Genomic DNA, 12285 nt, shown 5'->3' with positions numbered 1-12285 from the left:
CCTGGACAAGTCCACATGCCTGAAATTGGTGTGGGTTAAATTGGCTGAGGTCACCTGCGTCAGTTTGATGTCTCCGCCGGTTCGCCAAAAGATGAGTGGGTTTGGCTACGCTTGTCTTTGCCCTTTGTCCGCAAACGCGGCATTGTCCGACGCGGCGTAATCTAGCCGGTGGTCGCCGGCCCCACGCAAAGGGAGACAGAAACGCACATGCGGTTGGTTCGCTTTGGCGCACCGGGTGCCGAAAAGCCTGGTATTCTTGACGATGAGGGACGTATCCGCGATCTGAGCGGCCACACCGCGGATTTCGCCAGGGACGGGTTATCCCCCGAACGTTTGGCGCATATTGCCGGACTGGACCGCCAGAGCCTGCCGATGGCTCCTGATGACGCGCGGATTGGTCCGCCGGTCGGCGATGTCCGCAATTTCATCGGTATTGGTCTGAACTACGCCGACCATGCGGCCGAAGCAGGCTTGCACATTCCTAGCGAGCCCGTGGTCTTCAACAAATTGGCCAACTGCATTATCGGTCCCAACGACGACGTTATGCAGCCTCGCAATGTGCAGAAGATGGATTGGGAGGTCGAACTCGCCTTTGTCATTGGACAGCGTGCCCGTTACGTCGAGAAGGCGGATGCGATGCGGTATATCGCCGGTTTCTGCATCTGCAATGACGTCTCCGAGCGCCACTTTCAGCTCGAGCGCTCCGGTCAATGGGCGAAAGGCAAGTGCTGCGAGACATTTGGCCCCCTCGGGCCGTGGTTGGTAACCCCGGACGAAGTCGACGTGGCGAATCTCGGCCTTTGGCTCGATGTCAACGGCGAGCGCCGTCAGACCGGCTCAACCGCAACGATGATCTTCGACGTGCCCTACATGCTCTCGTACGTCACACAATTCATGGTGCTGGAGGCGGGGGACGTCGTCACGACCGGAACGCCGCCAGGCGTTGCGCTGGGCATGAAAGAGCCGAAGTGGCTACAAGCAGGTGACGTTATTCGCCTTGGGATCGATGGCCTCGGAGAACAATGCCAGAGAGTCGTGCCCTTCAAGCTGTGATGTCGAGACAGCAGACGGCCCGCCCCGGAGATGCAACGGGGGCGGGCCGATAAACGCGCCGGTCTCGGGCCCTTGGGGTCATAGGGCTGGGCACCTGCGCACGACCATTGTCGGCACTGCCGGCGCGTTTGAGTGCTTCCGGAAAAGTGGGCACCGGTCTTCCGATAGGAAGCACGGTCAACAGAGCCCCTAGTAGGACTGCTGCCGTTTGGCCTTATGCTGCTCGTAACGCATTGTCTTTCGCGTTTTGCTCCATTCATCGCCATCAAGATTGCTGGCCGCCTCCGAATTTTGCGCTTCGAGTTGGTTGAGCGTACCGACGATCGAAGCGGAAGCTGCCCCTGGGCCGCTACCGTATTGCGCGCGCGACTTTGCGAGGTAAGCCGCGTTGTCCTGTAGCAACTTGCGAGCGGCCTTCACGTCACCTTTGTCGCGTAATTCCACCGCTCGTTCGGAGGTCTCCGTTGCGATCTGAGCCGCGACCTGACTCATGACAGCTTTATCGATGCTGTCTTCCTGCGCTTTTTGATCGGTCGAAAAGCTGACGCTGACATCGGCCTTCGCATCGCGTCGCGAACCGGCATCGAGATCGATATAATTCACCGAGACCTGCGCAACATCGTCCGGTTCTGCACGCGTATTGGCGTCGGCCTCCAGTTCAACCACGAGATAGCGTTCGTGACCGCCTGTCAGTTGATTGAGTTTGAGCTTGATACGATTGCCTTCGATATCGGCGGTTCTGCCGAGAATACGTCTGGGACGGAAGCCCTTACGGCATTCGATAATGATTTCGATATCCTGTGCGGCAATGGACAGCGCATCGCCAAATTCGGAGTTGAAGATCTTCACGAGGTCGCTCGGCGTTTCAGCAAATGCGTGGTTGCCGTCGCTCGCCAGCGCGAGCCTTTGCATCAGGTCCTCATTGTAGCCGAGGCCCAATCCGATCGTCGTTACGGAAATCCCTTTGCCGCCGAGCTTCTGGCCAAGCTTTGCAAGTTCGCCTGGGCTCGACGGACCGACGTTGGCCTGCCCGTCGGACATCAGGATCACGCGATTGATACGTCGCTCGGAAAGCTCTTTTTCAACTTGGCGGCCGCCTTCGACGACACCGGCAAAAAGCGCTGTCGTCCCGTCTGCACGCAATCGGTTTACAGCCTGCTGCAAGTCTTGATGTGAGGTCAGCCGTTCGGCAGCTTGCAAAATATCGACGTTATGATTGTAGGCGATGAGGGCCACAATATCGTCCCTGCCCAAACGGCTCAGCGCCATTTCCGTCGCCTCTTTGGCAGCCTCGAGGCGCTTACCACGCATTGATCCCGACCGATCGAGCACAAGCGCGACGTTGACCGGGGTGCGTGACTCTCGGACCTCCGTTTCGACGGGCTTTAAGCTGAGCCGCAAATAAACTTTGCCGCCCTGGGCGGGCAGCACCGATTGACCGAGATCCGCCGTAACGTTGACTTCTGCGGCGAAAGCAGGCGTCCGGATCGCCAAAAACAATCCAATGAAAAGGGCGAAAAGGCTAAGCCCCAGGACCAGGGCCGCTGCTTTCGCAGCCGCCTGAAAAGTGTCCAGTACGGACATGTCGGACGTCTCCTCGCTGATAATTAAAACAATCACGACAAGATGCCGCATCGTTTCGGCGGAAACGGGCAAGGCATTGGGCAAAACCTGGATCAATGGCGGCAGGAAAAAGTTCGCGTGCATCTGTGACCTTGGAGGCACACGAATTGTCGGCACACACGAGAACGAAGATGGGTCTGAGAACCAGGAGGCCGTCGCACCGTCTTGTGTGAAAGTCTCTCGGCGATCATAGTGACGCCGCTCACAAATCGTGGAGTCCATTCAGAGTCCCGCGAACTCAGAAAAGAAAAGTCACGAGGAAATTTGCCCGGTGCAGATCAGTATGACGCTTGGCAGCGCTATCGCTTTGCTCGGGTCCATGATTGTTCTTGCGGTTGTTCCGAGCGTGAGCGTCATGACGGTAACCGCGCGGGCGGCGTCGGCCGGTTTTCTTCACGGCGTCTTCGTCACGCTCGGCATCGTTGCGGGTGACGTGATCTATATCATGTTGGCGATCTTCGGCCTTGCGCTTCTCACCGAAACGCTGGGAAGCACTGCCTATCTGATCAAATATGTCGGCGGCGCATATGTGCTCTGGTTGGGTATCAGCCTATGGCGTTCGACGGGACGCGTCACGGGCGAAAGGCACGAGGACGGATCCTCGCTTCTGTCGAGCTTTATGAGTGGCCTGCTTCTCACGTTGGCCGACCAAAAGGTCGTGCTCTTCTACCTAGGCTTTCTTCCGGCTTTTCTGAATCTCTCGAAAATCACGGGTGTCGATCTGGCGATCATTATCGCCATCACAGTCGTTTCTGTGGGAGGAGTGAAGCTCGGCTACGCATATTTGGCGGACCGTGCCGGATTGCTTTTGGGAGCTGGGGCAAGCGGGCTCCTGAACAAGGCCGCAGCCGGTATCATGATCGCCGCCGGCGTCTACCTAATCCTCAAGCCGTAGCGATAAAAACCTCCTAGCGCTCGTCCACGCTGATCAGAGCTTCCTCGACCATTTGCCACGCCTCGACTTCGCTGAGATCGAGATCCGCCATGACCTGCTGAACGTCGCGCAAGCGATCGAGAAGCTCTTGCTCGTCGACGGTCAAGCCATTGGCATAAGCGGTCTCCAATTCGGCGATGATGTAGGAGATGAGGCCGGTTTCTGGGAACAGCATGAGGATCGGGAAAAGTTCGTTCACGTCCCGGTCAGCACGATCGAGAATATCGGCGCGTTGGCCGTTTCCGTCGATCTCGCTGCGGAGACGGGAATATTCTTCACTCAGCGCCAAATTATGCTGGTTCTGGTATTCACCCATCAACTCGTGCAGCCGCTGGTTACGATCGGCATTACGCTTGAGCGCTTTCCAAGCGTCGATCGCCGCCTCGCGCACGCCTTCTGTTCCCAGACGTTCTTTGATGACGACATCCGTCAGGCCGAGCGCCTTTAGCAGCCGGCCCTCGTAGTACGAACGCAATTTCTCGGCTTGTTCAGGCGATAGGTCATCACTCTCTGCGGATTTCTTGTCGCGCGCATTATCGGCATACGTCAGATATGTCGGGAGATCCTGCGGCACACTTGCCGGGGCGGCGTTCAGCACGCCACCTTCCCGCACTTCATCCTTGCCTCCTATCAGCAGCGGATGACCACTTTGCCAAGTTCCCGTCATGGGGTTTACAGAAGAAATTTTCGCGATCGTTTTATAGAGGTCTTTGTGAATGTAGAACCGGTCGCGCTCATCGGCCCGCGTATCTTGCACCGCATACCGCAAGGTCGCCGCGGCATTGAGGGTCCGTCGCAGGATGGGCTGATGCGGTGGGCTCACCTCATTGAAGAGAACCTCGGAGGAAAATCCGTCGCGTTCATTGATCGGTTGAAGGTTGTGCAACACGATTGCCGCGTGATCACCAACATGAGGCTGCAACGCAACCGTGACCAGCTGCTTAAGCTCTGCCAGACGCCGATGCTCTTCGCTACTTTCATACTGCTTGCGTGCCACGATCGACAGGAACTCGAAGAGTTCCGGACGCACCAGATAACGGCGCGGTTCCATCGGATCTTGTGCCACCGCCCCGATTGTCGCCCCGGCGTTCAGAACTTTGCGAACGCTGGCCCTGTCACCTGTCTCATTGTCCGAGAGTATGACTTCTTGCGTAAACCCATCGACGGGCGTGATTGGCTGCATGGCCTCAATCACCGCATGCGCCGTCTCATAGGCATCGGGTGCGAGTGCATTTTCAATGATCGCCTCAAGCTGCTTGGCCGAACGTGGCTTGTAGCTCGGCACATCCTGCAAAGGTGAGCGCAGCGCATTGGCACCAAACAACCCGGTCATCAGAACCAGGAGATCGATCGCGATCGCATTGGCAAGCGCCAGATAGGCGAGCCGGTTGCCGTCCTGGAACGCATTCCAGCTCACGACGAAGTTGTGCGCTTTGTCGTCCCGGTTGAGTTCGGCGAAATTGATCCGCTTGCGCAATTGATCGGTGGTTTCGCTGGGCAGCCCGGAATCCGCGAGACAGCCGCGCGCGAAGTCGAACAACTGATCCGTTGTCGAATGCCGTTCGAGCTTTTCGCCGCCAACGCAGTTCTGCGCGAAGACCTTGGCGCCAGCGTTGAGGGTAAACAGTGCGGAAGCGGCATCCGTTGCCCGTTTGGGATCGCAGTCGACCGTTCGAATGCTTTCGCGTGTGGCTGGCGTGGCCGCCATGGCACCGAGCAACTGCGCACATTGCTGCTGAAGATCAGTGAGACGTTCCACAGTCGGCTGGCGGCGGAAGGCAGCCTTGGCGCGCTCAAATGCAGGAAGTACGTGCGCTGGATCGACATTCAGCGCGGACTCTTCCACGCCGGTTGTGCGTTCGGCCGCGGAGATGCGTCGTTCCGCGGTGGCTGCTTCCCCCTTGAGTTGTGCAAGGGTGCCTTCGATTTGCGACAGCTCCGACTTGATAGAAGCGATGCGTTTATCGATCTCGCTGACGCGCTTTTGGGGGCCGCGCAGGCGTTCGTTGGCCACCTGCAGCTCGGCAGCGACGCGGTCAAGCGCGGCTTTCTCGGCACGCCACATCTGACCGCGACCGGCTTTGCCAGAGCCTTCTACGCCCTTCTCTTCAGCGAGGACCTTGGCCCGCTGCTCATCCATACGCCGCTCGATTTCCGAGACGACTTGCTGCTGTTCAATCACAGCCGTCATGGCGCCGGGACGTTCCGCTTGCAGCTGTGAGAGCTCCTCATTCAGTTGAACGTTCTTGCCTTGCAGTCCGGCTTGTTGGCTTTCCGCCGAGGCGCGACGCTCCTGCTGTTCGGCTATGGTGCGGCGGCGCGCTTCCATTTGTTCGACGAAGTAAGCTTCGATGGCAGATTGCGAGCCCTGGGCTTTTCCGGCGAGCTCGTCGAGCTGGTTCTCATAAGCGCCCCAGCCCTCGGATCGAAAGAGCGTTTCAGTTTCGGTTTGCTGCCGCGCAGAAAGCGTACGTCCGATATCGGCGACAATTCCGGCAACCTGATTCTGCGCCCGCAGCACGGATGCGCGCGTCCGTTCCTCTTGCGGAAAGATCGCGGTGAACCGCGAGTCGAAGGCGAAGAAGACAGAGGTCCCCATGCAGGCCAGAAACATGACCCAAAGAACGGCGTTTCGGACGATCACCTTCGCGCCCTGGAAGTAGGGTCGAACGAGATCGCCCTGCAGGATCGCAAGAAGCAGGATGAGCGCCAACCCGACGCCCGCGAACAAGATATGGTTGGTGGTGAGGGGGAGGCCGCCGGTTGACGCCAGCGCGATGACACCGCCGACAATGCCGAAGCCAGCAAGCATACCCACGATGACGCCAGTGAGACCGTAGACGCGGTTCCGCGAGCGGCTATGCATACCTGTTGCAAACGATTCACCGATCAGCCAGGCGGCAATCAGCATAACGCCCTGTATGCCGAAGGTGATCAAGCCGGACAGAAGCGGTTCGCGCGTGAAATTGCGCATGCCGTCCCACGTTGTCCAGCCAGAGGCCATAGACAAAGCGAACGCGGCTAAACCAAGCAGCGCCAGCCGCCAATTGGAAAGGATGTTGGCTTCGAGCGCGGCCCACATGCGCTTCCAGAAACCCTGCGTAAGCCAAAAAAGCAGAAAGGCGCTCATCAGAGCGAGCAGCGTCGGCCAAGCCGGGCCGATCGCATCTTTCAGCGGCTGCAACCACCCGGTGATTGCGTCTGGGCTCAGATTTTCCATCACCAAATCCGTTTCAGCTCGTCCCCGCTTGCTGACACGGCTTTATCCGGAAGCAGTGTCGGGCGATAGGGATGCTGCGCTCCGATCCGCTGAGAGCCGCGTACACAAACAAATCAATTTGGGGATATTTGCTGCCGATCCTGGCGATAAAGCGACGAATGCGGCGGCAATGGACCGGCGCCGGGGCCTAATTTTGAATAATTGTTCGCGGACCCATCCACATGTGCCCCGACTTTATGCCGAGAGCCTGTCGCTCAAATTGCTTCGAACAAAGCGGCCACGCCGATCCCGCCGATCGCACCTAGCGCCGCAATTCCCAAATTTGGTTTTTTATCGTCGCGTTGACGCACCATGCGGGTGAACAACCGTACGACGAGAACAGCACCAGCTGCCGCCAAGGGATTTCCCCGCACGATCGCTCCACCGTCCGGATTGACGAGATCATCTTCGAGGCCGAGTGAAGACGAAAAAGCGATCGCCTGCGCAGCAGAGTTTTCGTTCAGCTCAACGAGGCCGATGTCTTTCGAATTGAAACCTTCGAGGCGGCCATAGAGCTTCTTCATCGCCTCCATTGGCGCTCCGGCCTCATTCCCGTGGACGACCCCCTGCGAGACGCTCGCCACAAATCGTAAGGCCGGGGGCTTGCCGAGCTTCTGCCAGACCGCCTCGGATACGATTGCGACGATGGCGGCGCCGTCATGCATGGCGCTGGTGTTGCCCGGTGTAAGGGTACCTGTGGGCGGAAGAAACGGAGGAAGTGCAGTAAGTTCGTCCAGAGACGGATCAACGCCGGCGCTCTGGTCACGGGCCTCCTCAGCATTGCCACGCAACGGCACGATCTCTCCGACAAACGTCCGCTTGTCCTGTGCCGCGTTTGCCTTCAGGTGGGACCGCAGCGCCCATTGGTCCTGCTGATCGCGGCTGATGTTCAGGCGCTGGGACAAAACCTCGGACGCTTCAAAAAGCTGGGCGTCCTCCCCTGTTTCTTCGCTCGCGGCCTCCAAGCCAATAAAATGTGGCGTTTGATAAAGGCTCTTCGGCTTAGCGATGCGCCATGGAGCCGTGGAGATGGATTCGGCCCCTCCCGCGATCACGACCTCGGCTTCACCGGTTTCGATAGCACGGCAGCCTGCAACGATGGCATCGAGGCCGGAGGCGCACTGCCGGTCAACGGTAATGGCGGAAGCTGTCTCTGGTAGTCCGGCAGCTAGGCCAATGAGCCTTGCCGGATTTCCGCCCTGCATCGTGTTGCCGAGGATGACTTCGTCAACCGCCGCGGCCTCAAGTCCGCTATCTTCGAGCACCGCAGCAACGACCGGAGCCACGAGGGCCTCAATACGACGGGAGCGATGCAACCCGCCGACACGCCCCAACGCCGTACGTTTCGCTGAAATGATATAAGAATGTCCCGAGCTGGGCATATTGGCTAATGACCCGACCATCGCTATGTGAATTGAGAAAGAGCGACTTGCCTCTGCTGTAAAATGCGCGGGAGGCCGCCGAAGTGCGCTCATGAAAATAGAGGAAAGTTTACCAAAGTAAGGCGATGCGGAGGGATTACGGACTGTGCATAGTAGGCGCGGCCTGCATCAGGTAATAGATTTGAACTAAGTTTATTGTATTGTGCGGTTTGGGGCAGGAAACAGGCAATGAACCACATGACAAAATCGACTGAAAATTCAGTGGAGTTGACTTTAGAGCCGAACGAACTCGCTAGACTGAACAAGACGCTTGAGCATGCCCGCGAGGCGTTCGACTCAAAAAATCTACGTTTCACAGACCTCCGCGAGCAGGTGTTTACGGAGATCGCCTCAACACGCGGGTCCATTGGCGCTTACGACATTCTCGAGCGACTGGCCCAGAAGGGGACCCGGCTCGCACCGATTTCCGTTTACCGGTCCATCGATGCCTTGATGGATGCGGGCGTGATCCACCGCCTTGAAAGCAAAAATGCTTACTTCGCTTGCCGTCGCCATGAGCATGGCGGTAAAGGTCGTCCGATCTTTTTAGCCTGCGAGAACTGCGGCACAGTTACCGAGGTTTCCGCCCAGCCAATTTTTGATGCGATAAAGGAATTGGCTGAAACTGCTGGCTTTGAACCGAAAGTAAAGTTTGTCGAAGTTTCGGGTCTTTGCAGCGAGTGTAAGTCCAACAAAGGGTGATGCTGGGCAGGGCGCGCCCCGATGCCGTTCGTTCAAACATCGCGCCCTCAGTCCGTCGAGCTAGCTCATGCATCAGCCATCGTCGTCTTGCGATGCGCATCACGATCATCCGCCGATCGTTCTTCGCCCCGACGCTCTGCTGAGCGCGGAAGGTTTATTCTATTCTCGCGGTAGCCGGACGATCCTTTCCGACGTCACGCTGGATATCGTTGCTGGCGAAGCTATCACGCTGATTGGTCCCAATGGCGCTGGCAAGACAACGCTCGTGCGTCTCCTGTTGGGTCTGGATAAGCCCGATCGCGGCAGCGTGAACCGCCGCCCCGGTCTTTCGGTCGGGTACGTGCCGCAACGTTTTGATATCGATAGGGCGCTCCCCATAACGGTTGGCCGCTTTTTGGAATTGGGGCTTGCTCCGCGCGTGCACTCTTCAGTCATCACGGAGGCTTTGTCCGAGGTAGGGGCAGACGGTCTGGCTCAGCGGCAGCTATCGTTATTGTCCGGCGGTGAGCTGCAACGCGTATTGCTCGCTCGCGGCCTGTTAAGAAACCCGCAGCTTCTGGTGCTCGATGAGCCCGTTCGTGGCGTCGACTACCTGGGTGAGGCGGAACTTTATGCGCTGATCGGCAAGCTGCGCGATGAACGTGGGTTCGCTGTCTTGATGGTCAGCCATGATTTGCACGTCGTGATGGGCTCCAGTGATCGAGTACTCTGCCTTAATCGTCATATCTGCTGCTCAGGTGTGCCCACGACCGTTGCCCGGCATCCTGAGTACGAGCGATTGTTCGGGCGACGCCTTGCTCCGGCGTTTGCTGTTTACGAACATCACCACGATCACGCCCACGACTTGTCCGGACGCTCCATAGAACCTGCTTCGGATTCATCAGGTGGCGCAGCTGACACGCCACACAAGGCGCACCCTCGCGATGAGGACGTCGCAAAGTGATTGAGCCGTTTCTACTAAACGCGTTTCTTGCCTCAGTCGGCCTTGCCGTTTTAGCGGCCCCTCTGGGGTGCTTGGTTGTGTGGAATCGCATGGCCTATTTCGGTGAGGCGATCGCACATGCCGGTCTCATGGGGGTCGCACTCTCCCTCGCATTTCAAGTTGATTTGACGCTCAGCGTGTTGCTGGTTGCGCTTGCTGCGGCAGTTTTCGTTCTGGCATTAAGTCGTCAGCGCGTTGTCCCGATCGATTCCGTTCTCGGACTTCTGCACCACGGCGCGTTGTCTCTCGGTATCATCGCGACAGGCGCACTCTCGGGACCTTCGGTCGATTTGCGCAGCTATCTCTTTGGAGACATTTATGCGGTGGTGCCGAGCGATCTGTACTGGCTGGCTGGAACAGCCGTCTTGGTGCTTGGCGCATTGGTCTGGTTATGGCAGCCCTTGTTGCGTATCGCGGTTCACGCCGAGCTCGCCGCTGCCGAGGGCGTTCCGCGTCAACGAATACGTGCGGCCTTCATAATCTTGATGGCGCTTGCCGTCGCGATGGCGATTAAGTTCGTCGGCATTCTGCTGGCGGTCGCTTTTCTAATCGTTCCAGCGGTCGCCGCCCGACCATTCGCGACAACTCCTGAACGAATGGTGGTCATTGCTTTAGCGATCGCGGTTGCGGCCGTTGTCGCGGGGCTATACGGATCGTGGACTTGGGACCTTCCCGGAGGTCCGTCCATTGTGCTGGCGATGGCTCTGGCTGCTGCGACTTCCTTGTTCTGGGTCGGCGCACGCGACAACGGTTGAAGCACCGCTTTGACTGCTGACGTTGACAATTGGCCGGGATTGCCGATTTGAGTACTGCGCCGAAGCTGAAGAAGGCTTTGCGCGAAGCGAAGTTTGGGCGCGAAGGATTTAACATGACGGCATCACGCCGCCTAAGTGCAGCTGTAAACATCGATGGTGTCATCGTCGGAGGCAACGCCCCCGTCGTCGTGCAATCGATGACGAATACGGATACGGCCGATATCGCTGCCACGGTCGCGCAGGTCGCTGCGTTAGCACGCGCCGGTTCTGAGCTCGTCCGGGTTACGGTCGACCGGGACGAAGCCGCCAAGGCTTTACCGCATATCCGCGACCAGCTGCGCGCACAGGGCTGCCAAGTCCCGCTGGTTGGTGACTTTCATTACAACGGTCATACGCTGCTTTCTGAAAATCCGGCGTGTGCCGAGGCGTTGGCAAAATACCGCATAAATCCCGGCAATGTTGGCTTTAAGGACAAGAAGGACCGTCAGTTCTCAGCCATCATAGAGTTGGCACTGCGCTACGCCAAACCGGTCCGCATCGGCGTCAATTGGGGTTCTCTCGATCAGCAGCTTCTCACGCGTTTGATGGATGAGAACGCCAACAGTCCCACGCCGAAAGATGCGCGCGCGGTGATGCACGAGGCCATCGTGCAGTCTGCGCTGCTTTCAGCAGCCCGCGCCGAGGAACTCGGCATGAAGCCCGAACACATCGTGATCTCCGCGAAGGTGTCTGCTGTACAGGATCTCATCAGCGTCTACACGATGTTGGCTGAAAGGTGCCAATACGCTCTGCACGTTGGCCTCACGGAAGCCGGGATGGGTTCCAAAGGCATAGTCGCTTCGTCGGCCGCGATGGGTGTGCTGCTTCAAAGTGGAATCGGCGATACGATCCGCTTCTCATTGACACCGGAACCGGGCGGTGACCGCACGTTGGAGGTGCGCGCCGCACAAGAGTTATTGCAGACGATGGGTTTGCGATCGTTCGTGCCGATCGTTGCGGCCTGCCCCGGCTGTGGTCGTACGACGTCGACGGTGTTCCAGGAGTTGGCGCGCGATGTCCAGGATATGATCCGGGACCGCATGCTAGAGTGGAAGACCCGCTATCCCGGTGTCGAGACGTTGAACCTCGCCGTCATGGGCTGCATCGTGAATGGCCCTGGTGAATCCAAACACGCTGATATCGGCATTTCATTGCCCGGCACCGGCGAGCAGCCCTCCGCACCCGTCTTCATCGACGGCAAAAAGGCGCTGGTGTTGCGCGGTCCCAACATCGCGGAAGAGTTCAAAAATATCCTTGAAGACTATATCGAACGCCGCTTCGGCGCTGCGAACCGTAAAGCGGGCTAACGCCGGCCCGACGAGCATACCTTGTACTCTTGGTGGCTAATTCGAAGCGCTATGGAGCGCAACGATCCCTCGTGATCTTCCGCGTGCGGAGCCCACTGTTTTGCCATCTAAAATTGCGTCCCTGTGGGCACACTCCCGTTGAAATCCAATAAATTGAAGTCGCCATTCAGAGGCGAATCAACAATTCATACACATGCTGCTTGAGCGACG

The 12285-nt window shown here is 58.2% G+C and carries 9 protein-coding genes; 6 read left to right on the top strand and 3 right to left on the bottom strand.

What is annotated here, in order from left to right:
* The first annotated feature begins 207 nt into the window (after positions 1-207).
* A complete protein-coding gene (locus K5845_RS01260) occupies positions 208-1053 on the top strand; it encodes a fumarylacetoacetate hydrolase family protein (RefSeq protein WP_046477604.1) in 846 nt (281 codons plus the stop codon).
* Between the two features lie 189 nt (positions 1054-1242).
* Here K5845_RS01260 and K5845_RS01255 read toward each other — a convergent pair whose 3' ends face one another.
* Positions 1243-2760, bottom strand: a complete 1518-nt coding sequence (locus K5845_RS01255) for a vWA domain-containing protein (RefSeq protein ID WP_287958084.1) — start codon at positions 2758-2760, stop codon at positions 1243-1245.
* A gap of 187 nt (positions 2761-2947) precedes the next feature.
* Here K5845_RS01255 and K5845_RS01250 point away from each other — a divergent pair, with 187 nt between their 5' ends.
* Positions 2948-3571, top strand: a complete 624-nt coding sequence (locus tag K5845_RS01250; RefSeq protein WP_287958083.1) for a LysE family translocator — start codon at positions 2948-2950, stop codon at positions 3569-3571.
* 13 nt (positions 3572-3584) lie between these two features.
* Here the strand turns inward: K5845_RS01250 and K5845_RS01245 are convergent, their stop codons facing one another.
* Positions 3585-6830, bottom strand: coding sequence for a coiled-coil domain-containing protein (locus tag K5845_RS01245; protein ID WP_287958081.1), 3246 nt, complete (start codon positions 6828-6830; stop codon positions 3585-3587).
* 254 nt (positions 6831-7084) lie between these two features.
* A complete protein-coding gene (locus K5845_RS01240; protein WP_160298690.1) occupies positions 7085-8251 on the bottom strand; it encodes a thiolase family protein in 1167 nt (388 codons plus the stop codon).
* Positions 8252-8479: 228 nt separating this feature from the next.
* Between K5845_RS01240 and K5845_RS01235 the strand changes: the two genes are divergently transcribed.
* From K5845_RS01235 to ispG, 4 genes are all read left to right on the top strand, one after another.
* A complete protein-coding gene (locus K5845_RS01235) occupies positions 8480-8992 on the top strand; it encodes a Fur family transcriptional regulator (protein ID WP_244466793.1) in 513 nt (170 codons plus the stop codon).
* Positions 8993-9059: 67 nt separating this feature from the next.
* Positions 9060-9935 (top strand): ATP-binding cassette domain-containing protein, encoded by an 876-nt coding sequence (locus K5845_RS01230; RefSeq protein ID WP_076605291.1) that lies wholly within the window; start codon positions 9060-9062, stop codon positions 9933-9935.
* A complete protein-coding gene (locus K5845_RS01225; RefSeq protein WP_046477610.1) occupies positions 9932-10729 on the top strand; it encodes a metal ABC transporter permease in 798 nt (265 codons plus the stop codon). The genes K5845_RS01230 and K5845_RS01225 overlap by 4 nt, the downstream gene beginning before the upstream one ends.
* Positions 10730-10842: 113 nt before the next feature.
* Positions 10843-12075, top strand: a complete 1233-nt coding sequence (ispG, locus tag K5845_RS01220; RefSeq protein WP_287958412.1) for a flavodoxin-dependent (E)-4-hydroxy-3-methylbut-2-enyl-diphosphate synthase — start codon at positions 10843-10845, stop codon at positions 12073-12075.
* The last annotated feature ends 210 nt before the right edge of the window (positions 12076-12285 follow it).

It is taken from the genome of Filomicrobium sp., assembly GCF_025698805.1.
Taxonomy (GTDB): domain Bacteria; phylum Pseudomonadota; class Alphaproteobacteria; order Rhizobiales; family Hyphomicrobiaceae; genus Filomicrobium; species Filomicrobium insigne.
This window is presented reverse-complemented; position numbering and strand designations above follow the sequence as displayed.